Below are 23,400 nucleotides of genomic sequence, written 5' to 3' on the forward strand. Positions count from 1 at the left end.
ACCTGTAAAAAAGACTGTCTCCTTCATCTTCGGTTTGATATACGATCCCTGTTTTAGGCTGAACAGCTACCGCTTCATGCGTAAACCTGCCCATTGCTTTTATCGGATGAGGGTCGGCAATACCGATCTTGTCTGTCGCTGGTACCTCAAAGTTAAAACCATGATCTTTCTCCAGACTGCTTCCTTCCTTACCTGTCTTCAGGCTGCTTTCCTCGCAGGTGATCCATGACTTCCAGGGCGTAATGCCACCGGCGCAATTCCTGACCGTTCCGATCAGGCTTAAATACTGTGATTCTACTTGTTGTGTTTTTTCGTTATAGACCAACGTGGTCGTACCGCCTACACAGGTATCTTCGCCTTTGCCAAAATCATAGATCTTGCTTTTATTGATCTTATGGAGCAGCTCATTGTCTTTTCCAAATGGGCCAAGCAAGTCTGCGCCGGGACTATTTTCATGATTTCTGATCAATATGGTCTTTCCGGCATGCGAAAAAGAACCCATTCCATCATACATGCCGGGCATCAGCAGGCCGTCATTCATTAAATCTCCTTTATTGGAAATGATCCTGGCCATAAATCCTTTGGGGAGACTGAGCGGATCACCCTCTTTATAGAAAAGCGGACCGAAACCCACTCCAGGCTCCGTACCCGCAAACAGGTCCATCGCCGCATTTGCCGCATAATTATTCAACCCGATGAAGCCTAAGCTGACGAGGCTGGTATTTCTGATAAAATTTCTTCTTGAACTGTCCATATGGATATAAAACTAACTATCTCGTATTAAGTTAGTATTAATTTCAATAAAAGGTCAATAAAAAAGCACCTCCGGGGAGGTGCTTCACAGTATACTAGACGGCGCTACCGGCTGTTAGGCATCAATTTTCGCGTATTTCGCGTTTCTTTCTATAAAGTCCCTGCGCGGGGCAACATCGTCACCCATCAGCATAGAGAAAGTATGGTCACATTCTGCGGCATTTTCAATAGTTGCCTGCATCAGTGTGCGGGTAGCCGGGTTTAATGTCGTATCCCAAAGCTGCTCTGCGTTCATCTCTCCAAGACCTTTATACCTTTGAATGTGTACGCTTTCTTCCTTACCGGCGCCTTTCAGACGCTGTACGGCAGCATCGCGCTGTACATCATTCCAGCAATATTCAAATTCTTTACCTTTCTTCACCTGGTACAGCGGCGGCGCTGCGATGTAAACATAACCGGCCTCTATCAGTGCCTTCATATACCTGAAGAAGAATGTAAGGATCAGTGTGGTAATGTGAGAACCGTCGATATCAGCATCCGTCATGATCACGATCTTGTGGTAACGCAGTTTGGCCAAATTTAATGCTTTATCATCTTCCGGGGTACCAATGCTCACCCCCAATGCGGTAAACATGTTCTTGATCTCGTCGTTTTCATAGATCTTATGCTCCATGGCTTTCTCCACGTTCAGGATCTTACCTTTCAGCGGCAGGATCGCCTGGAAATTACGGTCGCGGCCCTGTTTTGCCGTACCACCCGCGGAGTCACCCTCCACCAGGTACAGCTCGCATTTTTCCGGATCACTATCAGAGCAATCTGCCAGTTTGCCGGGAAGTCCTGAACCACCCATTACGCTCTTGCGCTGCACCATTTCACGTGCTTTACGCGCAGCAGAACGGGCTGTAGCAGCCAGGATTACTTTATTGACAATGGTTCTGGCTTCCCTTGGATTTTCTTCCAGGTAATTGTTAAGCGCCTCTCCAACTGCAATATCTACTGCTCCCATCACCTCCGTATTGCCCAGTTTGGTCTTGGTCTGGCCTTCAAACTGCGGCTCCTGTACTTTCACAGAAATTACAGCGGTAAGCCCTTCTCTGAAGTCGTCACCGGTGATCTCGAATTTTACATTTTTAAGCAGGCCTGATTTGTCAGCATATGCTTTAAGTGTTCTGGTCAGACCTCTTCTGAAACCTGCAATGTGTGTACCGCCTTCGTGTGTGTTGATGTTGTTTACATAAGAGTGCACATTTTCCGCATAGCTGTCATTGTATTGCAGCGCAAGCTCAACAGGAATTCCATTTTTTATGCCCTCTACATAGATCGGCTCTGCGATCAAAGACGGACGGTTGCCGTCCAGGAACTGAACAAACTCTTTCAATCCGCCCTGCGAATGGAAAAGCTCGGTCAGGAAATTTCCCTGGTCGTCCGATTCGCGTTCATCGGTCAGGGTTAATTTGATGCCTTTGTTCAGGAAAGAGAGTTCTCTAAGCCTTGAAGCCAGTGTATCGTAACGGTATTCAACGGTTTGGGTGAAAATGCTTGCATCGGGTGTGAAAGTGATAATGGTACCTCTTTTATCCGTTTCACCGATCTTTTTAACGTCATACAACGGTTTACCGATATTGTATTCCTGTGCCCAGATCTCCCCATCACGGTGAACCTCTGCTTTTAAGTGAGTGGACAGTGCGTTCACACAGCTTACCCCTACACCATGCAATCCGCCGGATACCTTATAGGTATCCTTGTCAAATTTACCGCCTGCGTGTAAGACTGTCATTACGATCTCTAATGCGGAGATCTTTTCTTTGGTAGTGATCCCTGTAGGAATACCCCTTCCGTTATCTTCAACCCTGATCGAGTTGTCTTTAAGAATATTTACATATATGGTGTCGGCATGTCCTGCCAGTGCCTCGTCAATAGAGTTGTCTACAACCTCGTAAACCAGGTGGTGCAAGCCTTTTATTCCGGTATCGCCTATATACATAGAAGGGCGCTTCCGCACCGCTTCCAAACCTTCTAATACCTGTATGTTATCTGCCGAATAATTTGACTTTGGATCCTTTTCTTCGCTCATATTTTTAGTTAAAACAATAAGATTCAAAAATAACCAATTGCGCTTAATTAAAGGCAAATGTGGATAACTATTTGACCTAAAACAGGCTAAAAGTATCCGAAAAAATACAGTTGTTTAGGATACTAAATTTGAAATTTTATATTTGTGGCGAAGAGTGTTGATTTATACCTCTTTTCTGTATTAGAAAAAGCAAAATAAAAACAGGATCAATATCAATAGACGATGAAAACAACAACAAAATTAGGCAGTTTAGCTGCTGCGGTAGCCATAGTTTCTGTAATGGCATCTTGCCAGGACAAAGAGAAAACCGCTGCGGCTCCAAAAACAGGCACTGCCACGGTGAGCAATGAAGAGAAGATCGTTTATGTAAATTCGGATTCATTATTGAATAAGTATCAGTACTTCAAGGACCTGAAGACTAAAATGGAGACCAAAGCCAAGGCTGCACAAAACGATATGGCTTCAAAAGGCCAGGCATTTCAGCGCGAGGTAGCCCAGTACCAGGCACAGCAGAGCACACTTCCTGCAGACCAGAGAGCCGCCACAGAAGAAAGGCTGGCCCGCAAACAGCAGGAACTGCAGTCGTATCAGCAAAATGCCAGCGCGGCGCTTCAAAATGAGCAAAATTCGGAAAACGTAAAGCTTTATGATAAAATAGCAGACTACCTGAAAGAATATTCTAAAAAGAAAGGCTATAAAATGGTCCTTACTTATTCTAAAGGAAACAGCGCCATCTTATTTGCTGACGAAAGTCTGGATGTGACCAGCGAAGTGATCGTTGGCCTGAATGAGGCGATTAAAAAATAACATAAGAATTCTTTGAGTAAAAAGGCCGGGCTTCACATCAGGAGTCCGGCCTTTTTATTGCGCAGCAGCGTTTTATTTAACTGGAGCAGCAGATGCCAGACCGATCATCATGTCAATTTCTCTTACCACTTCATCGGTATTGCCCGAAAAACCTACGGCTGTAAACCGGATGTTGCCCTTAGGGTCAATGATGAACTTGGTGGGAATACCATTCACTTTGTACGCAGTGATCACATCAAATGTTTCTGGATTCGCTTTATTCCTGGTATCGTAAAGGACGTTGAAATCATACTTATTTTCTTCAAAAAACTTATTGACCACCTCTTCCCGGTTTGCTTCTCTTTGCCAGGTATTTATAAAAAGAAATACCACATTTGGATTTGACGCATATTTTGTCACCGCTTTTTGCATGCCCGGAAAAGAGGCCACACAGGGCCCGCACCAGGTAGCCCAGTAATCCAGCACCACTGTTTTACCTTTCAGGCTCGCCAGGCTAACGGTCTCTCCTTTCCTGTTGACCAGGGAAAAACCGGGTGCGGGGTCATTGATCATTTTTTTCGCCCACTCTGCGCTCATTTTTTCTTTGGCGATCTTTTCCAGTCCTGCCATATAGGTTTCAAAGGGAACGGCACTGCCCTTGCCTTCATACAATGTCTTGAACCGCACTTTAAGGGCATCGGTGCCTTTGCCTTCTTTCAGGACGCGGTCTGCTTCTGTATAGGCTTTTTCTTTATCTCCGGAAAGCTCGAGGTACATCACGTAGCGTTCATTGCCTTCTGCGTCATTATAAGGTTTGGCGACTTCCTGGTAGGCAACGGCTTCCTTATCATTGCCTTGCTGGTGCAGCAATAAGGCATAGGTATCTGCATACATCGCGTAGTTCCGCTCCAGTCCTTTCTGGTCTTTGACCATGTCTATTGATTTTTTGGAAAACGAGGCTGCAATTGCGGTCTCCTGGTTTTTCTCTGCCATCGCCCAGGCCAAATTGTTGTACAATGCCGCGGCCTGTGTCTGATCACTGAACCTGCTGATGTAAAACTCCGTTTTGTCATAATCTTTCGCCGCAGCAAACAAGTTTGCCAGTGTATAGTAAAATCTGTAAAGCCGTGCATTGTCTTCTTTTTTTGCGGTATCCAGATCAAAGCGCTTAATGAGGGGCTCCAGCTTTTCCTCTAATTTTTTCGCATCCCTCTCCCCATTCAGTTCAAGAGCAGCGGCATTGTATGCCACTATGCCTTTGGGAAAACGGGCTATGATCAGTGCCCTGACTGAGTCCGCAGATTTTGTATCGCTCAGCAGCACGTAATATGCAGCAAGTGAACCCAGCTCTGCTTCAGTGAGCACTGCCTTTTTCCGGATATTGCTGATTTCGGCTTTAGTAAGTTCAGCAGCCTTTACTTTGTCCTGTGCAAATTTTAAAAAGAGGTATTGCGTGGCGTACTTTTCCTTGAGCTTCGGGTTCAGCTGAAAAGCTTTTTCAAATGCCAGCAATTGCTGGCTCCGGTCTGCCCTGATAAAAGGATGGAACCCTCCCGAATAAAAATTGGCCTGCACGATATAGCCCATCGCCATCGGGATGCCTTTTCTGTACATCTTCACAAAGTATCCTTTTGCATTTTCGTCGTTCTTTTCTCCCGATGCAAACGAGAGACTGACAAGTTCGGTATTGGCCATGGCCATCACCTTGCCCTTAAAAACATTGCCCTGTCTGACCAGGGTGATGTTTTCGATATTAGATTTGGCATCTACATAACTGGTCGCTGCACAGGTGATCTCGGTTTCAGCCGCAAGCTTACCACCAGCAGGATCATAGATAAAAGACACAGGTTTGCCCGATTCAGGCTTTTCGGGAATGAATGTTACATTTTGGGCCTGGAGTGAGCATGCTGCAGTGAGCAGCAGCAATAGAGATTTTAGAGATTTCATAGTCAAGCGCTTAAGGTGATTATATGTAAACTAAATATATAAATTAACATTATGATCTGGTAACTTATGCTTACTTTTTGCATCTTAAAGATAAATCCTCAGCGACGGAAATGGGCTACACTGAAAAAGTAAAGATCGAACTGGAATTCTGGAAAAGGGACATTCTGGAAAAACCCTCCATGGTGGACAAACTGACCAGCAAGGTCCAGAAGAAGATCAACAGCTATATTCCTGACAAGGTGCACAGCGCCATTACAGCCGCCATCAAGACAATGGTACAGACCGTGCTGTACGGCTCTGCTTATACCACTTCTGCTATGCCTCCTGCGGAAATGAGCCTGATCCACCGCGAGGCACTGGTAAAGGACAAGATAGAAAGTTATGGCAAGACCGGGGCTGCTGAAGGCGGCATTACCGGGGCCGGCGGCTTTTTAATGAGCCTGGCAGATTTTCCCATCCTGATCGGCATTAAAATGAAACTGCTCTTTGAGATTGCTTCGCTCTATGGCTTTGATGTTAAGGATTTTCGCGAACGTCTGTACATCCTGCACATTTTCCAGCTTGCTTTTTCCAGTCAGGAAGGCGGTGCCAAAGTATATCATAAGCTGGAAAACTGGGAAAACCAATTGCTTTTGCTGCCTGAGGACGCTGAGCATTTTGACTGGCTCAGTTTTCAGCAGGAATACCGTGATTATATCGACATTGCCAAACTCGCACAAATGCTTCCCGTTGTCGGGGCGGCCGTAGGTGCTGTGGCCAATTACCAGCTGATCAAAAAACTAGGAAAAACTGCCATGCAGGCGTACAGGATGCGCGTTCTGGAAAAAAGTTAATCTTCTTTTTCAAACATCCCGCCGATCAGGTCGTCGGTCTCCCGCCTGTCTTTTTTGGTCGGTCTTCCGGCACCGCGGTCCCTTTTTAGTGCCGGGGCATGAAACATCGATTTAAATGCATGCGTCTCTTCTACAGGGGTGATGTCTTTGTACTTGGTGACGGCTATTTTAGATTCTACCCTATTGTAAAGCAGCTCCACTACCTCTATCACTTTTTTCTCTATTCCTTTTGAAACCTGGTAAACGTCGCCGGGTTTGACTATCGCCGATGCCTTGATGTTCTGACCCTTCAGTTTGACGCGGCCTGCCTTACAGGCCTCCGTAGCCAGGCTTCTGGTTTTAAATAACCTGATGGCCCATAGGTATTTATCGATCCGTAGTTTTTCCTGTTCACTCATAAAAAAACAAAAATACGGAAGAACCCTCATTAATTTTTAATTCAGGCTGTCTTCAAAGCAAAAAAAGAATAATTATCTGCCGAAAACACCGCCCGATAACATAAAATTGATTTATTTTGTCAAAAATTATTTGATAACATGATAGCAGAATTAAAAAAGTTAGTAGAAGCCGCTTGGGACGACAGAACTTTATTAGATTATAATGAACATTGTGAAGCCATTGAGACCGTAATCATGCAGCTCGACAAAGGCGAAATACGTGTCGCTGAGCCTGTACTCAATTCATGGGGTGTAAACGAATGGATTAAAAAAGCCGTGATCTTATACTTTCCGATCAGACAAATGAAAGTTACAGAGGTTGGCCCTTTTGTGTTTCATGACAAAATGAAACTGAAATCCAATTATAAAGAACTGGGTGTCAGAGTTGTTCCGGGAGCAAGTGCCCGCTATGGCGCATATTTATCCAAAGGAGTGATCATGATGCCTTCTTATGTAAACATCGGTGCTTATGTGGACGAGGGTACCATGGTTGATACCTGGGCTACTGTCGGTTCCTGCGCTCAAATAGGCAAGCATGTGCACCTGAGTGGTGGTGTAGGTATCGGCGGCGTGCTGGAACCTATCCAGGCTGCTCCCGTCATCATTGAAGACAACTGCTTCATTGGCTCAAGAGCCATTGTGGTGGAGGGCGTCCGTGTTGAAAAAGAAGCGGTATTGGGTGCCAATGTGGTATTGACGGCCTCTACCAAGATCATTGACGTAACCGGTCCCAGCCCGGTGGAATACAAAGGCATCGTTCCGGCACGTTCAGTCGTAATTCCAGGAAGCTACGCTAAAAAATTCCCTGCTGGAGAATATCATGTTCCATGCGCATTGATCATCGGAAAGCGTAAAGAGTCTACAGACAAGAAGACTTCTCTTAATGATGCACTGAGAGAAAACAATGTAGCAGTATAACCTGATGAAGATTGGTTTTGACGGAAAAAGAGCAGCAAATAATTTAACCGGACTTGGAAATTATAGCCGCTCGCTGATTGCCGGCATGGCACAGTTTTTCCCTCAAAACCAATATTTTGTCTATACCCCAAAAATAAAAGATAAGCCCCAGATCAGCAGTTTTCTGTCCCGTGAGCACATTATAGCTAAACTCCCTGATTCCGGCGGGCTGCTCTGGCGAACGTTTGGCATCAAAAAACAACTGCTTACCGACAATATTGACCTTTTTCATGGCCTGAGCCACGAGATCCCGGTCAATTTAAAAACGGCAAATATACCTGCAGTTGTGACCATTCATGACCTCATCTTTTTAAAATTCCCCCGGTATTATGGAGCAATAGACCGGTTTATTTATAAACTGAAATGCCGGCATGCCTGTCAGCACGCCGACAAGATCATCGCCATCAGCGAATGCACCAAAAGGGATGTGATGGAGTTTTTTAAAACTGATCCGCAAAAGATCGAAGTGGTTTACCAGGGTTGCGACGATAGTTTCAAAACTCCGGCCTCCGCAGAAAAAAAAACAGCCCTGCGGCTGAAATTTCAGTTGCCGGACAAATACATACTCAATGTCGGCACCATTGAAACCAGGAAAAACCTCCTCACCCTCATCAGGGCACTGAAGCATGTCAATGAATCTTATAAACTGGTGGTAATTGGCAAAAGGACCGCATATGCGGATCTTGTACAGCAGGAGATCGACCGGCTTGACCTGAATTCGCGCGTCATATTTCTTCAAAACGTTCCTTTTGATGAACTTCCTGTGATTTATCAGATGGCAGGTGTTTTTGTATATCCTTCTGTTTACGAAGGTTTCGGGATCCCGGTAATAGAAGCGCTTTGTTCAGGTGTTCCTGTGGTTGCCGCAAGTGGTTCCTGCCTGGAAGAAGCCGGCGGGCCCGGCAGTATTTATGCAGCTCCTTCAGACCACCTGGGATTTGCGAAGGCCATTAATGATGTACTTGGTTCTCCTGAACTCATAGCGCAAATGAAAACCAGCGGAATGTCCTATGTTCAGCGTTTTGATCATGAACTGCTGAGCCGGAAAATGATGAATATCTACACGGATGTTAAAAAACAATATGCTTAGAACAGAAATTGAAAAAGCCCTGAACGTATTAAAAAACGGCGGTGTGATTTTATACCCCACGGATACCGTCTGGGGCCTGGGCTGTGATGCCACAAATGAACTGGCTGTGTCAAAGATCAATGACATTAAGGGGCGCAGCAATGACAAAAGCTTCATCATCCTGCTGGATACGGATGCCAAACTTCAAAGTTATGTCACCGAGATCCCTGATGTTGCCTATGATCTGATTGAGTACGCAGAGCACCCTTTAACCATAGTTTTTTCCGGGGCCAAAAACCTGGCAAAGAATGTGATCAATGAAGATGGCAGTGTTGGCGTAAGGATCGTAAAACACGATTTCTGTCAGCAGCTCATCCAAAGGTTCCGTAAACCGCTGACTTCCACCTCTGCCAATATATCGGGTGAGCCCTCTCCGCGTTTTTTTGATGAGATCAGCGAGGAGATCAAAGAAGCCGCCGACTATGTCGTGGACCTGGAACAGGATCTGCGCACCGAAAAAAAACCATCGACCATCATGAAATTAGCACCGGGAGGCCAATTTTCCTTTATTAGAAGGTAAGTTTTACTACTTTTGCAGTTCAGCCAATGGAGAAACACTTACAACATCCTGTTTTTAAGGTTCTTGCAAATATTGCAAAAAAGCACAGCATCGAAGCGTACGTTATTGGCGGCTATGTGCGCGATATTTTTCTGCAAAGACCTTCCAAGGACATTGATATTGTAGTACTGGGCAACGGAATTGAATTCGCTGAACTTGCCGGCGCACAATTGAAGACCAAAGTGGCTGTTTTTAAGAATTTTGGTACTGCCATGCTAAAGCTGCAGGATCTGGAGATTGAATTTGTAGGGGCCAGAAAAGAATCTTACCGGTCCAGCTCCCGTAAGCCGATAGTGGAAAACGGCACCATCAGCGATGATCAGCTGAGGAGGGACTTTACGATTAACGCCCTCGCCATTTCCTTAAATGAAGACAATTATGGTGTATTGATAGATCCTTTTAATGGCATAGATGATCTGAATAGCCGGTTGATCCGTACGCCTTTGGATCCCGAGCTGACTTTCTCTGACGACCCCCTTCGGATGATGCGGGCCATCCGTTTTGCGGCCCAGCTCAATTTCAAAATAGACGAGGCAGCGCTTAAGGCCATCAGCAAACAAAAGGACAGGATCAGTATCGTATCTAAGGAACGCATCACTGATGAGCTCAACAAGATCATCCTGTCTCCAAAACCTTCACTGGGGTTTAATTACCTGTTTGATACCGGTCTTTTAAAGCTCATTTTCCCGCAGATGGCCAACCTGTCTGGCGTGGAGATCATCAAGGGGAAAGGGCATAAGGACAATTTCTATCACACCCTGCAGGTGCTGGACAATATCTGCGGGACCACAAACGACCTTTGGCTCCGCTGGGCGGCGATTCTGCACGACATAGCCAAACCTGCCACAAAACGTTTTGAGGAAGGCCATGGCTGGACATTTCATGGTCATGAAGACAAGGGTGCCCGTATGGTTCCCCAGATCTTTGCCCAGCTCAAACTTCCCCTCAATGAGAAGATGAAATATGTACAGAAACTGGTTCAGCTCCACCTTCGTCCTATAGTGCTGGCGCAGGAAGTAGTCACGGATTCAGCTGTAAGGCGGTTACTTTTTGATGCCGGTGAAGATATTGAAAGCCTGATGCTGCTTTGCAATGCTGATGTAACCACAAAGAACGAGTATAAGGTAAAAAAGTACCGCAACAACTTTGAGCTGGTCAAGCAAAAGCTGAAGGATGTCGAGGAAAGAGACAAGATCAGGAACTGGCAACCTCCCATTACCGGGAATGACATCATGAAAATATTCGGACTGGGGGCGGGCAAAGAGGTTGGGATCATCAAAAATGCCATCCGTGAGGCGATTTTGGAAGGCGATATAACAAATACATACGACGATGCGTTACAGTTTATGCTTCTAAAAGCCAAAGAATTAGGCCTTTCGCCGGTAACGCATTAATACAATTATATAAAGTATATTTTATTTTTTAATTTTATAGCTAGAAAATAAGCTCAGATGGCAATTTACAGATTTAGAATAAGTTTCGAAGATTTCGATGAAGTAGTAAGGGAAATTGATATCAAATCAAACCAGACTTTTGAAGACCTCCATAAAGCAGTTCACCGTTCTACCGGATATTCAGCAGAGAAATCATCCTCATTCTATGTGAGTACTGACAATTGGATCAAAGGTGATGAGATCGCCTACCTGCCCAATCAGCGCAAAACAGATCGTGGTGTCACCCTGATGGAGAACTCCAAACTGAGCAATTTCATAGAGGATCCGCATCAGAAGTTCTATTATATCTATAATTTCGACCGCCCTTTTGATTTCCATGTAGAGCTCATCAAGATCATCCTGGAAACTGATCCGAACATAGAATATCCATTCCTGGTTAAAAGTACGGGAGAGGCGCCTAAGATCATCGATAAAAATAACCTGGGCGCTTTTGCAGCGGTATCCTCAAACCCCGTATCTTCCGAATTCGATTTCCTGAACGAGATGGATTTTGTTCCGGAAGACACCGAAGAACTTGAGGCCATGGGGGGAAGAGGGATCAATACCGATGTGAAAGAGGATGACCACGATGAACAGGAATCCGATGAGTCCTCAGATGAATTTGCAGACAACGAAAATTTCGAAGACGAGCAGTTTAAAGAAGACGATTATTAATGCCCGACCATGGCATCTGATCAAACTCTTATTGTAATAGCAGGCCCTACCGCCATCGGAAAAACTGCTTTGGCAATAAGACTGGCGCAGCACTTTTCGACTGAGATCATCTCCGCAGATTCCAGACAGTTCTTTCGTGAAATGGAAATAGGTACCGCAAAACCTTCTGCAGAAGAACTTGCCGCAGCGCCGCATCATTTCATCAATTCCCACAGCATTCAAACTTTGTTCAGCACAGGTGATTTTGAAGTTCAGGCACTGAAGCTGATAGGAGAACTGTTCACCAAAAAAAATGTACTGATCATGGTCGGCGGATCGGGCCTCTACATTGACGCCGTATGCAAAGGTCTGGATGAAATGCCGGAAACAGATCTGGACATCAGGGTGCAGCTCAATCAGCTGGTGGCGGCTGAAGGTCTGGATCCCATCAGAAAACAGCTCAGCGAACTTGACCCTGAATACTACCAGCAGGTAGACCAGTCTAACCCACAGCGCATGATCAGAGGATTGGAATTTTTCCTGTCTACCGGCCGGAAACTGTCTTCATTCTTTACAAACAGTAAAAAACAACGCCCGTTTAAGATCTTAAAGATAGGATTGAACATTGACCGCAGCCTGCTTTACGAGCGCATCAACCGCAGGGTAGATCAAATGATGGAAAAAGGATTGCTGAACGAGGTGCGGGGTCTGCAGCAATACAGACACTGCAACGCCCTGAATACAGTGGGCTATTCAGAGCTGTTTGATCATCTTGACGGGCAGATTACATTGGCTGAGGCGGTGGATAAGATCAAGCAAAATACCCGCAGGTTTGCCAAACGCCAGCTGACCTGGTTTAGAAAAGATGACAGCACCTCATGGTTTGAGCCTGATCAAACAGATGCCATCATCAGCTACATCAAAGAAAATTTGAATTAAGCCTGTGCCGCCGGGCCGCCAAAGTTCATCGGAAAACCCGGAGGCTCTTCCTGAGTCTTTATTCTCCCGTTTATTGCTTCGTATTTTTCAATATTGTCCTGCATCGCACCAAGTAATCTTTTGGCATGTTCCGGGGTCAGAATGATCCTGGATTTAACCCTTGCTTTTGGTACCCCCGGCATCACCCGGATAAAGTCCAGCACAAATTCAGTATTGGAGTGCGTAATGATCGCCAGGTTAGAAAATATGCCCTCCGCTATTTCTTCGGAAAGTTCTATGTTGAGTTGATTGTCGTTATTTTGTTCTTCCATAAGACAAAACTAATGGTTAATGTGGGTAATCAGAAAAAACCCGGTTAAAAAATAAGCACAAAAAAGTCCCCCAGCTTAAAAGAAGGGGGACTTTGAAATTATTTAAAGAAATTAAGCTTCTACTTCTTCTTGCTTTGAAGCCAGTAACTTATCGTATTCTTCCTGTGAACCCACAATGATACGCTCATATCCGCGAACACCTGTTCCTGAAGGAATTAAGTGTCCAACGATTACATTCTCTTTCAATCCAAGCATATTGTCACGTTTACCAGCGATAGCTGCCTCGTTCAATACTTTTGTTGTTTCCTGGAATGAAGCTGCTGATATGAATGATTTGGTACCCAGTGAAGCACGTGTAATGCCTTGCAGCACTGAACTCGCGGTTGCAGGTCTTGCATCACGAACCTCAATTTGTTTCAGATCTTTACGTTTCAGCTGAGAATTTTCATCTCTTAATTTGCGTAAAGAAAGAATCTGACCAGGTTTAACCGTATTTGAATCACCGGCTTCCACAACAACTTTTTTGTCATAGATCTCATCATTCTCAATCATGAAGTCCCAGCGGTCTACAGAGTTGTTCTCTAAGAAACTGGTGTCTCCCGGATCTTCGATGTGTACCTTCTGCATCATCTGGTGTACGATCACTTCAAAGTGCTTGTCATTGATTTTCACACCTTGCAAACGATAAACCTCCTGGATACCGTTAACCAGGTATTCCTGTACAGCTGCAGGTCCTTTAATTGCAAGGATATCCGCAGGTGAGATAGAACCATCTGAAAGCGGCATACCGGCTTTTACGAAGTCATTGTCCTGAACCAAAATGTGTTTAGACAATGGCACCAGGTATTTTTTAACCTCTCCGTCTTTCGACTCGATGGTCATTTCCCTGTTACCACGTTTCACACCACCCAAAGTTACCACACCATCAATTTCCGTTACTACTGCAGGGTTAGACGGGTTACGTGCTTCGAAAAGCTCAGTAACACGCGGCAAACCACCCGTAATATCCCTAGTCTTGCCAGTTGCACGAGGAATCTTAACCAGGATCTGACCAGTCTGAACTGCTTCACCTTCGTCGATTGCAATGTGCGCTCCAACAGGAATGTTGTAACCTCTGATCAGCTCGCCTTTTTTATCAACGATCCTTACAGAAGGGTTTTTAGTTTTATCACGCGTATCAATAATTACTTTTTCACGGTGACCGGTCTGCTCATCTGATTCCTCACGGAAGGTTACCCCTTCAATGATGGCGTCAAATTCGATCTTACCGGCAAATTCCGAGATGATTACCGCATTATATGGATCCCATGAACAAATTCTGTCTCCCTTTGCAATTTTAGCTCCATCCTCAACATACAGGAATGAACCATAAGGAATGTTATTGGTCATGATCACTTTACCTGTAACGGGCTCAACGATTTTGAACTCACCTGAACGGCCAAGTACAATTTGCGTATCACCGTCATCCGTTTTAGTAGAAACCGTACGAACATTTTCAAATTCGATGACACCATCAAACTTAGCAATGATCTGAGATTCAGCAGCAATGTTTGATGCGGTACCACCCACGTGGAATGTACGAAGTGTCAGCTGAGTACCCGGCTCACCGATTGACTGCGCGGCAATTACACCTACAGCCTCACCTTTTTGAACACGTTTACCAGTTGCAAGGTTACGCCCGTAACAAAGTGCGCAAACACCTCTTTGATTTTCACAAGTAAGTACGGAACGGATTTCAACGCCTTCCAGCGGAGATTCCTCTATTGCTTTCGCAATATCTTCGTCAATATCCTGTCCGGCAGATACCAATAACTTACCATCTAGAGGATTAAATACATCATGAAGTGAGATACGACCTAAAAGTCTGTCGTACAATGGCTCAACGATATCCTCATTGTCTTTCAACGCTGTGGTATACATACCTCTCAAAGTACCGCAATCTTCAGAATTTACGATCATATCCTGAGCAACGTCGTGCAAACGACGGGTCAGGTAACCAGCATCAGCAGTTTTTAACGCCGTATCCGCCAAACCTTTACGGGCACCGTGAGTAGAAATGAAGTATTCCAGTACCGACAGTCCTTCCTTAAAGTTAGACAAGATCGGGTTTTCAATGATCTCACCACCTGAACCTGATTTCTGAGGCTTGGCCATCAATCCCCTCATTCCGCAAAGCTGACGAATCTGCTCTTTAGAACCACGGGCTCCGGAGTCAAGCATCATATACACAGAGTTGAAGCCCTGGTTATCACTCGACAACTGGTTCATTACGAACGAAGTCAGGCGGTTATTGATACGTGTCCAGATATCGATGATCTGATTGTAACGCTCGTTGTTGGTAATGAATCCCATATTGTAGTTATTCCTCACCTCCTCAACCTCAACAGATGCCTGCTGAAGCAGCGTGTGTTTTTCAACCGGAATGTTTACATCCTGTAAATTGAATGACAGACCTCCGCGGAATGCCATCTGGAACCCTAGTTCTTTGATGTCATCCAGGAATTTAGAAGCGCGGGCCATACCAGTGATCTTCACTACATCACCAATAATATCCCTGAGAGATTTCTTGGTCAGCAGTTCATTGATATATCCTACTTCTTCAGGAACCATCTGGTTGAACAATACACGTCCTACAGTAGTTTCAGTCAGTCTGTTTACAATATTTCCGTTCTCATCTTTTACGTTTACCTTAACTTTGATAAAGGCATGAAGATCAATTTGTTTCTCATTGTAAGCAATGATCACCTCTTCAGGAGAATAGAATAGAGAATCCTGTCCTTTAACAACACGTCCTTCGTCGGTTCTGCGGCCTTTAGTAATGTAATAAAGACCCAAAACCATATCCTGGGAAGGTACAGTAATAGGAGTACCGTTTGCAGGGTTCAGGATGTTGTGTGCAGCAAGCATCAATACCTGCGCCTCAAGGATTGCAGCATGACCCAGCGGTAAATGCACCGCCATCTGGTCACCGTCAAAATCCGCGTTGAAGGCCGTACACACTAAAGGGTGCAGCTGTATGGCCTTACCTTCCACCAATTTAGGCTGGAAGGACTGGATACCCAGTCTGTGCAGCGTAGGCGCACGGTTTAGCAATACAGGGTGACCTTTTAAAACATTCTCCAGGATATCCCAAACTAAGGGGTCTTTCCTGTCTACAATTTTCTTTGCAGATTTTACTGTTTTAACGATCCCTCTTTCTATCATCTTGCGGATGATAAACGGTTTGAACAGCTCAGCTGCCATATCCTTAGGTAAACCGCATTCGTGTAGTTTCAGGTTTGGCCCTACAACAATTACAGAACGTGCTGAATAATCCACACGTTTACCCAATAAGTTCTGACGGAAACGGCCTTGCTTACCTTTCAGAATATCTGAAAGAGATTTCAAAGCACGGTTACCTTCAGTTTTTACAGCATTCACTTTACGTGAATTATCAAATAAAGAGTCAACGGCTTCCTGCAACATACGTTTTTCATTACGCAAGATTACTTCAGGGGCTTTGATCTCGATCAAACGTTTCAAACGGTTGTTACGGATAATCACACGGCGATACAGATCATTCAAATCGGAAGTCGCAAAACGACCACCCTCCAAAGGAACCAGCGGACGCAGTTCCGGTGGTATAACCGGAACGATCTTAATGATCATCCACTCCGGATTGTTCTCAATACGTGACCTTGAACCACGGAAAGCCTCTACAACCTGAAGACGTTTTAAGGCCTCATTTTTACGTTGTTGTGAAGTCTCATTTGCAGCCTGGTGACGCAGGTTATAGGATAATGTGTCCAGATCAATACGTTTCAACAAATCTTCTAACGCTTCAGCACCCATTTTGGCGATGAATTTATTAGGGTCTTTGTCATCCAGGTATTGGTTCTCTTTTGGCAACTTATCCAAAATATCCAAATATTCCTCTTCAGTTAAGAAATCCATGTACTGGATACCTTCATCAGACATTAATCCCGCCTGTATCACTACATAGCGCTCGTAATAGATGATCAGGTCAAGCCTTTTAGTAGGCAGACCCAGCAGGTAACCAATTTTATTTGGCAATGAGCGGAAATACCAGATGTGTGCAACAGGAACCACCAGATTGATGTGGCCCATACGCTCTCTCCGTACTTTCTTTTCAGTTACCTCAACACCGCAACGGTCACAAACAATCCCTTTATAACGGATACGCTTGTATTTACCGCAGTGACATTCGTAATCTTTTACCGGACCAAAAATACGCTCGCAGAACAAACCATCACGTTCAGGTTTGTAAGTACGGTAATTGATGGTTTCAGGTTTCAACACCTCACCACTTGAGCGCTCCAAAATAGCCTCAGGCGACGCCAAACTAATGGTGATCGAGGTGAAATTGCTTTTTAATTTATTATCTTTTTTGTAAGACATAGCTCTTTTGTGTTAACATTAGTCTAACGTAATATCTAAACCTAATCCGCGCAGCTCATGCACCAGTACATTGAATGATTCCGGTACACCAGGTGTAGGAAGGTTTTCGCCTTTTACAATCGCTTCGTAAGTTTTAGCCCTGCCGATCACATCATCTGACTTAACAGTTAAGATCTCCTGCAGGATATTGGCCGCACCAAATGCTTCCAGTGCCCAAACCTCCATCTCACCAAAACGCTGACCACCGAACTGGGCTTTACCACCCAATGGTTGTTGTGTGATCAGTGAATATGGCCCGATTGAACGTGCGTGCATCTTATCATCAACCATGTGTCCAAGTTTCAGCATGTAGATAATACCTACAGTTGTTGGCTGATCAAATCTCTCGCCCGTCAAACCATTGTGTAAATAGGTTCTTCCCGAAGCCGGCAAACCAGCTTTGGCGATCCAGTCTTCCACTTCATCATGCTTGGCACCATCAAAAATCGGGGTTGCAAATTTAATACCCAGTTCTTTACCAGCCCATGCCAGAACCGTTTCATAGATCTGACCAAGGTTCATACGTGAAGGCACACCCAGTGGGTTCAGCACGATATCAACCGGAGTTCCGTCTTCCAAGAACGGCATATCCTCATCACGTACGATCCGGGCTACAATACCCTTATTTCCGTGGCGGCCTGCCATCTTATCACCTACTTTTAATTTACGTTTCTTAGCAACATACACTTTAGCCATCTGAACGATACCGGATGGCAGCTCATCACCCACACTGATGGCAAACTTATCGCGTTTGTACGCGCCAAGCTCTTCGTTTACACGAATACCATAGTTGTGAAGCAACAATTTGATCTGGTCATTCTTGTCATCATCAGTAGTCCATTTGTATGGATTGATGTGTGCATATTCCAGGTCAGCCAGACTTTTCTGAGTGAATTTCGCTCCTTTAGGGAATAACAGTTCTTTATAAACGTTAAATACACCCTGAGAAGTTTTACCGTTTACGATCTGGAACAACTTGTCAACAAGCTCATTCTTAAGATTCATAACGGTGATCTCATACTTTTTATCCAGCTTCTCTATCGCTGATTTTTCCTCAGCTTTAGTAGTTTTCTTAGCTCTCGAGAACAGCTTGGTATCAATGACCACACCTTTGATAGAAGGAGGTGTTTTCAATGATGCATCTTTCACATCACCAGCTTTATCTCCAAATATCGCACGCAATAACTTCTCTTCCGGTGAAGGATCAGATTCTCCTTTAGGAGTGATCTTGCCAATCAGGATATCGCCTTCTTTAACCTCAGCGCCAATACGGATGATACCGTTTTCGTCAAGGTCCTTAGTAGCTTCCTCAGAAACGTTAGGGATATCTGGTGTCAGTTCCTCCTCACCGCGTTTGGTATCACGCACCTCTAATTCAAACTCCTCAATGTGAAGCGAAGTAAAGATATCCTCACGAACAATACGCTCGTTGATTACGATCGCATCCTCAAAGTTATATCCCTGCCAAGGCATGAAAGCAACTTTTAAGTTTCTTCCCAACGCCAGCTCACCATTTTCAGTAGCATAACCTTCACACAGTACCTGTCCTTTTACCACTTTCTGGCCTTTCTTAACGATTGGCTTCAAGTTGATACAGGTATTCTGGTTGGTTTTCTTGAACTTGATCAGTTTATAAGTTTTACTATCTCCTTCGAAAGAAACCAGACGATCGCCATCGTTCCTTACATATTTGATCGTGATCTCATTGGCATCCACATATTCTACCATACCGTCACCTTCAGCATTGATCAAAGTCCTGGAGTCGCGGGCTACGCGGCCTTCAAGTCCTGTACCAACGATCGGAGCTTCAGGACGCAGCAAAGGCACGGCCTGACGCTGCATGTTCGATCCCATCAAAGCCCTGTTCGCATCATCATGCTCCAGGAAAGGAATCAATGACGCAGCGATCGATGTGATCTGGTTAGGAGCGATGTCCATCAAGTCTAATTTCTCAGGCTCAATGATCGGGAAGTCACCCTCATAACGCGCTTTAACACGGTCAGTGGTGAAATTACCTTTATCGTCATATTCCGCATTCGCCTGAGCAATGGTCTTCCCATCTTCATCTTCAGCAGATAAGTAGATTACCGGCTCGTCCATTGAAACGATGCCATTTTCCACCTTTTTATACGGAGTCTCAATGAAACCTAAGTTATTGATCTTCGCATGAACACAAAGAGACGAGATCAGACCAATGTTTGGTCCCTCTGGTGTCTCAATAGTACACAAGCGGCCGTAGTGGGTATAGTGTACGTCACGCACCTCAAAACCTGCACGCTCACGTGAAAGACCACCAGGGCCTAAAGCTGAAAGACGACGCTTGTGCGTGATCTCCGCCAAAGGATTCGTCTGGTCCATGAACTGAGACAACTGGTTGGTTCCAAAGAACGAATTGATCACAGACGATAAAGTACGTGCATTGATCAGATCGGTCGGAGTAAACACCTCGTTGTCACGGATGTTCATACGCTCGCGGATGGTACGGGCCATACGGGCCAGACCAACGCCAAACTGAGCGTACAATTGCTCTCCCACAGTACGAACACGACGGTTCGACAAGTGATCGATATCATCCACCTCTTCTTTAGAGTTGATCAGTTTGATCAGGTATTTAACAATCGCAATGATATCTGCTTTTGTCAAAACCTTTACGTGATCAGGCGTATCCATTTTCAACTTGCGGTTGATCCTGTAACGGCCTACATCACCAAGGTCATAACGTTTATCCGAGAAGAACAAACGTTCAATGATACCCCTTGCAGTTTCCTCATCAGGTGGTTCTGCATTACGCAAAGCACGATAGATGTTTTCAACAGCCTCTTTTTCAGAGTTAGAAGTATCTTTTTGTAAAGTATTATAGATAATCGTATAATCTGCCTGGCTGGCACCATCATCTTTAGACAAGATGATCGTTTTCACGCCGGCATCAATGATCAAATCGATATGGTCGTCTTCTAAAACAGTATCCCTGTCCAAGATCACTTCGTTACGATCTATAGAAACTACCTCACCGGTATCTTCATCTACAAAATCTTCAACCCATTTTCTCAGAACCCTTGCAGCAAGTTTACGACCGATGTATTTTTTCAAGCCCGATTTGCTCACCTTTACCTCATCGGCAAGATCAAACAATTCAAGGATATCTTTATCAGAATCGTAACCAATAGCACGTAACAAGGTGGTAACCGGGAATTTTTTCTTACGATCGATGTACGCGTACATGACGTTGTTTACGTCAGTAGCAAACTCGATCCAAGATCCTTTAAAAGGAATTACACGGGCAGAATAAAGCTTGGTACCGTTGGTGTGACGGCTCTGGCCGAAAAACACACCCGGAGACCTGTGCAATTGAGAAACAATTACACGCTCTGCGCCGTTAATAACAAATGTACCCTTAGGAGTCATATAAGGTATGGTCCCTAAATACACATCTTGAATGATGGTTTCAAAATCCTCGTGTTCAGCATCATTACAGGAAAGCTTCAGCTTCGCCTTTAATGGAACACTATAGGTCAACCCACGGTCGATACACTCAGGTATATCATAACGCGGTGGATCAATAAAATAATCAAGGAATTCCAAAACAAAAATGTTCCTGGAATCAGTGATTGGGAAATTCTCAGCAAACACCTTAAATAAACCCTCTGTATGACGGTTATCAGAAGTTGTTTCGATCTGAAAAAATTCTCTGAATGATTGCAACTGCACATCCAGAAAATCTGGATAGTCTATGATGTGCTTACTACGTGCAAAATTTACTCTTTGGTCGACTTTATTTGCCAATGGACTAAAGTTAATTTACTTTAAGAATAAACTATTTGTTTGGTTAGCCGTTAAAACTTCTCATCAACCAAACAAGGTGAAAAGTTTATAAACAGGTATAGACTCCGACTATACAGTCGGAGTCTACGGTTAAAGTTATATTAAAATTAAGTGACTACTTAATTTCAACTACAGCTCCAGCTTCTTCTAATTGTTTTTTCAAAGCTTCAGCTTCGTCTTTAGCAACACCAGCTTTTAATTCTTTAGGTGCACCGTCAACTAGATCTTTAGCTTCTTTCAAACCTAAGCCAGTCAGGTCTTTTACCAATTTAACAACTGCTAATTTAGAACCACCAGCTTCTTTCAATATTACATCAAAAGTAGTTTTTTCTTCTGCTACAGGAGCAGCATCAGCAGCAGGGCCTGCAACAGCAACTGCAGCTGCAGCTGGTTCAATACCATACTCGTCTTTTAAGATTTGAGCTAATTCGTTAACTTCTTTAACTGTTAAGTTTACCAATTGCTCAGCAAACGCTTTTAAATCTGCCATTTTTATAGATTTTTAAAAATTTACGTATAAAATAATTTATTTAATATGAACTTTTAAGGAGTTCTAACCTTCTCTCTCTTGAAGAGTTTTAACAATTCCTGCAATCTTGCCTCCGCTAGACTTCAATGCCGATATCACATTTTTAGCTGGTGACTGTAATAGACCAATGATATCCCCGATCAGCTCTTCTCTTGATTTCAAGCTCACCAATGAATCCAAATGGTTATCACCAACATATACTGATGAATCGATATAAGCTGCCTTAAGCAATGGTTTGTCAGATCCTTTTCTCAACGCTTTGATCAGTTTCGCCGGAGCGCTGCCTGTTGTTGAGAATAATAATGCTGACTGGCCTTTAAGGGCTGCGAAGATCTCTGACGCATCACCATCCAATCCTTCGATCGCTTTTCTGATCAAAGTATTTTTGGCAACCTGCATCTCAATCCCGCTTTCAAAACATTTGCGACGGATACTGTTTACTTTCTCAACAGATAAGCTTGATGTGTCGGCAATGTAAAAATTACCGAATTCCTGCATCTTCACTTGAAGAGCCGAAACGACTTCGTGTTTTTCTTCTCTGTTCATAATTAGATACCCGCTACTGATTTAGTTTCGATTGCAATTCCCGGACTCATTGTAGAAGACACGTGAATGCTTTTAAAATAAGTTCCTTTTGCAGCAGATGGTTTTAGCTTAGAAATTACCTGAAGTACTTCTAATGCGTTTTCATATATTTTCTCTGCCGGGAATGATACTTTTCCTACCGAAGCATGAATGATACCTGTTTTGTCAACTTTAAAATCAATCTTACCGCCTTTTACATCAGTAACTGCTTTACCAACTTCGTTGGTTACAGTTCCTGACTTAGGGTTTGGCATCAGGTTCCGTGGGCCTAAAACGCGGCCCAGTTTACCTACTTTTGCCATACAAGCAGGAGTAGTGATTATAATGTCAACATCAGTCCATCCACCTTCAATCTTAGCTACATATTCGTCTAAACCTACAAAATCTGCTCCTGCAGCTTTAGCCTCTTCTTCCTTATCAGGAGTACAAAGAACTAAAACACGTACAGTTTTACCTGTACCATGTGGTAAAGTTGCGATACCACGAACCATCTGGTTCGCTTTACGCGGATCTACACCCAAACTCACATCGATATCAACCGATGCATCGAATTTAGTAGTAGTAATCTCTTTAACCAAAGCAGCCGCATCCTTTAAAGAATACGTTTTACCAGATTCTAGTTTAGCATGTGCCTTTTTTTGATTTTTTGTTAATTTAGCCACTGTTGTAAACTGTTTTTTGTTAATTAATTAGTCCAGGGTGCGTCACCGCTAACGGTGATTCCCATACTGCGTGCTGTACCGGCAACCATACTCATCGCCGATTCGATAGTGAAAGCATTTAAATCAGTCATCTTATCTTCAGCAATTGACTTAACCTGATCCCAAGTCACCGAACCAACTTTCTTACGGTTGGGCTCAGCAGAACCACTCTGTAATTTAGTAGCATCCTTTAACTGGATGGCAACCGGAGGGGTTTTGATGATGAATTCGAAAGACTTGTCAGCATAAACAGTAATTACAACCGGTAACACTTTACCTGGCTTATCCTGGGTACGAGCATTGAATTGCTTGCAAAACTCCATAATGTTCACCCCTTTAGCACCTAACGCAGGTCCTACCGGTGGCGATGGATTTGCAGCTCCACCCTTGATCTGTAACTTAACAAGTGCACTGACTTCTTTTGCCATTTTCTGTTTTTGTTAATTTGTAATACTCAATGTTAAATGTTGGAAGCAATGTAACAATTAAGGTTTTTATATTAAATAATCTTTGG

At 44.1% G+C, this 23,400-nt stretch carries 19 protein-coding genes; 8 read left to right on the plus strand and 11 right to left on the minus strand.

What is annotated here, in order from left to right; all coding sequences use genetic code 11:
* Together VK541_RS14045 and gyrB are read right to left on the minus strand one after the other, a co-directional pair.
* On the minus strand, nucleotides 1-754 hold a 754-nt coding region (locus VK541_RS14045), incomplete at its 3' end, for an alkaline phosphatase PhoX (protein ID WP_324370957.1).
* Nucleotides 755-868: 114 nt separating this feature from the next.
* A complete protein-coding gene (gyrB, locus tag VK541_RS14050; protein ID WP_324370958.1) occupies nucleotides 869-2,827 on the minus strand; it encodes a DNA topoisomerase (ATP-hydrolyzing) subunit B in 1,959 nt (652 codons plus the stop codon).
* 222 nt (nucleotides 2,828-3,049) lie between these two features.
* On the opposite strand from gyrB, the gene VK541_RS14055 reads away from it, so the two are divergent.
* A complete protein-coding gene (locus VK541_RS14055; protein ID WP_324370959.1) occupies nucleotides 3,050-3,634 on the plus strand; it encodes an OmpH family outer membrane protein in 585 nt (194 codons plus the stop codon).
* Between the two features lie 72 nt (nucleotides 3,635-3,706).
* On the opposite strand, the gene VK541_RS14060 is transcribed toward VK541_RS14055, so the two are convergent.
* Nucleotides 3,707-5,560, minus strand: a complete 1,854-nt coding sequence (locus VK541_RS14060; protein WP_324370960.1) for a redoxin domain-containing protein — start codon at nucleotides 5,558-5,560, stop codon at nucleotides 3,707-3,709.
* Between the two features lie 110 nt (nucleotides 5,561-5,670).
* Between VK541_RS14060 and VK541_RS14065 the strand changes: the two genes are divergently transcribed.
* Nucleotides 5,671-6,393, plus strand: coding sequence for an EcsC family protein (locus VK541_RS14065; protein ID WP_324370961.1), 723 nt, complete (start codon nucleotides 5,671-5,673; stop codon nucleotides 6,391-6,393).
* Here the strand turns inward: VK541_RS14065 and VK541_RS14070 are convergent.
* Nucleotides 6,390-6,791 carry an RNA-binding S4 domain-containing protein gene (locus tag VK541_RS14070; RefSeq protein WP_324370962.1) on the minus strand — a complete coding sequence of 134 codons (402 nt, stop codon included), beginning with the start codon at nucleotides 6,789-6,791 and terminating at the stop codon, nucleotides 6,390-6,392. The genes VK541_RS14065 and VK541_RS14070 overlap by 4 nt on opposite strands.
* Before the next feature lie 138 nt (nucleotides 6,792-6,929).
* Here VK541_RS14070 and VK541_RS14075 point away from each other — a divergent pair, with 138 nt between their 5' ends.
* The 6 genes from VK541_RS14075 to miaA are packed head-to-tail and all read left to right on the plus strand — an operon-like array spanning nucleotide 6,930 to nucleotide 12,501.
* Complete coding sequence (locus tag VK541_RS14075; RefSeq protein ID WP_324370963.1) at nucleotides 6,930-7,748, plus strand: 2,3,4,5-tetrahydropyridine-2,6-dicarboxylate N-succinyltransferase; 819 nt, start codon at nucleotides 6,930-6,932, stop codon at nucleotides 7,746-7,748.
* Nucleotides 7,749-7,752: 4 nt separating this feature from the next.
* Nucleotides 7,753-8,877, plus strand: a complete 1,125-nt coding sequence (locus tag VK541_RS14080; protein ID WP_324370964.1) for a glycosyltransferase family 1 protein — start codon at nucleotides 7,753-7,755, stop codon at nucleotides 8,875-8,877.
* Complete coding sequence (locus tag VK541_RS14085) at nucleotides 8,870-9,436, plus strand: L-threonylcarbamoyladenylate synthase (RefSeq protein WP_324370965.1); 567 nt, start codon at nucleotides 8,870-8,872, stop codon at nucleotides 9,434-9,436. The genes VK541_RS14080 and VK541_RS14085 overlap by 8 nt, the downstream gene beginning before the upstream one ends.
* Nucleotides 9,437-9,462: 26 nt before the next feature.
* On the plus strand, nucleotides 9,463-10,869 hold the full coding sequence (locus VK541_RS14090) for a CCA tRNA nucleotidyltransferase (protein ID WP_324370966.1): 1,407 nt from the start codon (nucleotides 9,463-9,465) through the stop codon (nucleotides 10,867-10,869).
* Between the two features lie 57 nt (nucleotides 10,870-10,926).
* Entirely contained in the window at nucleotides 10,927-11,583 is a 657-nt protein-coding gene (locus tag VK541_RS14095) for an IS1096 element passenger TnpR family protein (RefSeq protein ID WP_324370967.1), read from the plus strand.
* A 9-nt stretch (nucleotides 11,584-11,592) separates the two neighbouring features.
* Complete coding sequence (gene miaA, locus VK541_RS14100) at nucleotides 11,593-12,501, plus strand: tRNA (adenosine(37)-N6)-dimethylallyltransferase MiaA (protein ID WP_324370968.1); 909 nt, start codon at nucleotides 11,593-11,595, stop codon at nucleotides 12,499-12,501.
* On the opposite strand, the gene VK541_RS14105 is transcribed toward miaA, so the two are convergent.
* From VK541_RS14105 to rplK, 7 genes are all read right to left on the minus strand, one after another.
* Nucleotides 12,498-12,812, minus strand: coding sequence for a DUF3467 domain-containing protein (locus tag VK541_RS14105; protein WP_324370969.1), 315 nt, complete (start codon nucleotides 12,810-12,812; stop codon nucleotides 12,498-12,500). The genes miaA and VK541_RS14105 overlap by 4 nt on opposite strands.
* Before the next feature lie 111 nt (nucleotides 12,813-12,923).
* Nucleotides 12,924-17,210, minus strand: coding sequence for a DNA-directed RNA polymerase subunit beta' (gene rpoC, locus VK541_RS14110; protein ID WP_324370970.1), 4,287 nt, complete (start codon nucleotides 17,208-17,210; stop codon nucleotides 12,924-12,926).
* An 18-nt stretch (nucleotides 17,211-17,228) separates the two neighbouring features.
* Nucleotides 17,229-21,032 (minus strand): DNA-directed RNA polymerase subunit beta, encoded by a 3,804-nt coding sequence (gene rpoB / locus VK541_RS14115; protein ID WP_324370971.1) that lies wholly within the window; start codon nucleotides 21,030-21,032, stop codon nucleotides 17,229-17,231.
* 154 nt (nucleotides 21,033-21,186) lie between these two features.
* Nucleotides 21,187-21,561 carry a 50S ribosomal protein L7/L12 gene (gene rplL / locus VK541_RS14120; RefSeq protein WP_324370972.1) on the minus strand — a complete coding sequence of 125 codons (375 nt, stop codon included), beginning with the start codon at nucleotides 21,559-21,561 and terminating at the stop codon, nucleotides 21,187-21,189.
* 63 nt (nucleotides 21,562-21,624) lie between these two features.
* Nucleotides 21,625-22,146: a 50S ribosomal protein L10 gene (gene rplJ, locus VK541_RS14125; protein WP_324370973.1), complete on the minus strand. Its 522-nt coding sequence runs from the start codon at nucleotides 22,144-22,146 to the stop codon at nucleotides 21,625-21,627.
* Between the two features lie 2 nt (nucleotides 22,147-22,148).
* On the minus strand, nucleotides 22,149-22,847 hold the full coding sequence (gene rplA / locus VK541_RS14130; protein ID WP_285058771.1) for a 50S ribosomal protein L1: 699 nt from the start codon (nucleotides 22,845-22,847) through the stop codon (nucleotides 22,149-22,151).
* Between the two features lie 23 nt (nucleotides 22,848-22,870).
* Nucleotides 22,871-23,314 carry a 50S ribosomal protein L11 gene (gene rplK, locus VK541_RS14135; protein WP_008243137.1) on the minus strand — a complete coding sequence of 148 codons (444 nt, stop codon included), beginning with the start codon at nucleotides 23,312-23,314 and terminating at the stop codon, nucleotides 22,871-22,873.
* Nucleotides 23,315-23,400 lie beyond the last annotated feature (86 nt).

It is taken from the genome of Pedobacter sp., from assembly GCF_035317785.1.
Classification (GTDB): domain Bacteria; phylum Bacteroidota; class Bacteroidia; order Sphingobacteriales; family Sphingobacteriaceae; genus Pedobacter.

What these genes read in the sequence shown, in the direction of transcription:
- gyrB (WP_324370958.1), bottom strand. Translation starts at nt 2,827, where the DNA reads ATGAGCGAAGAAAAGGATCCAAAGTCAAATTATTCGGCAGATAACATA.
- VK541_RS14055 (WP_324370959.1), top strand. Translation starts at nt 3,050, where the DNA reads ATGAAAACAACAACAAAATTAGGCAGTTTAGCTGCTGCGGTAGCCATA.
- VK541_RS14060 (WP_324370960.1), bottom strand. Translation starts at nt 5,560, where the DNA reads ATGAAATCTCTAAAATCTCTATTGCTGCTGCTCACTGCAGCATGCTCA.
- VK541_RS14065 (WP_324370961.1), top strand. Translation starts at nt 5,671, where the DNA reads ATGGGCTACACTGAAAAAGTAAAGATCGAACTGGAATTCTGGAAAAGG.
- VK541_RS14070 (WP_324370962.1), bottom strand. Translation starts at nt 6,791, where the DNA reads ATGAGTGAACAGGAAAAACTACGGATCGATAAATACCTATGGGCCATC.
- VK541_RS14075 (WP_324370963.1), top strand. Translation starts at nt 6,930, where the DNA reads ATGATAGCAGAATTAAAAAAGTTAGTAGAAGCCGCTTGGGACGACAGA.
- VK541_RS14080 (WP_324370964.1), top strand. Translation starts at nt 7,753, where the DNA reads ATGAAGATTGGTTTTGACGGAAAAAGAGCAGCAAATAATTTAACCGGA.
- VK541_RS14085 (WP_324370965.1), top strand. Translation starts at nt 8,870, where the DNA reads ATGCTTAGAACAGAAATTGAAAAAGCCCTGAACGTATTAAAAAACGGC.
- VK541_RS14090 (WP_324370966.1), top strand. Translation starts at nt 9,463, where the DNA reads ATGGAGAAACACTTACAACATCCTGTTTTTAAGGTTCTTGCAAATATT.
- VK541_RS14095 (WP_324370967.1), top strand. Translation starts at nt 10,927, where the DNA reads ATGGCAATTTACAGATTTAGAATAAGTTTCGAAGATTTCGATGAAGTA.
- miaA (WP_324370968.1), top strand. Translation starts at nt 11,593, where the DNA reads ATGGCATCTGATCAAACTCTTATTGTAATAGCAGGCCCTACCGCCATC.
- VK541_RS14105 (WP_324370969.1), bottom strand. Translation starts at nt 12,812, where the DNA reads ATGGAAGAACAAAATAACGACAATCAACTCAACATAGAACTTTCCGAA.
- rpoC (WP_324370970.1), bottom strand. Translation starts at nt 17,210, where the DNA reads ATGTCTTACAAAAAAGATAATAAATTAAAAAGCAATTTCACCTCGATC.
- rplL (WP_324370972.1), bottom strand. Translation starts at nt 21,561, where the DNA reads ATGGCAGATTTAAAAGCGTTTGCTGAGCAATTGGTAAACTTAACAGTT.
- rplJ (WP_324370973.1), bottom strand. Translation starts at nt 22,146, where the DNA reads ATGAACAGAGAAGAAAAACACGAAGTCGTTTCGGCTCTTCAAGTGAAG.
- rplK (WP_008243137.1), bottom strand. Translation starts at nt 23,314, where the DNA reads ATGGCAAAAGAAGTCAGTGCACTTGTTAAGTTACAGATCAAGGGTGGA.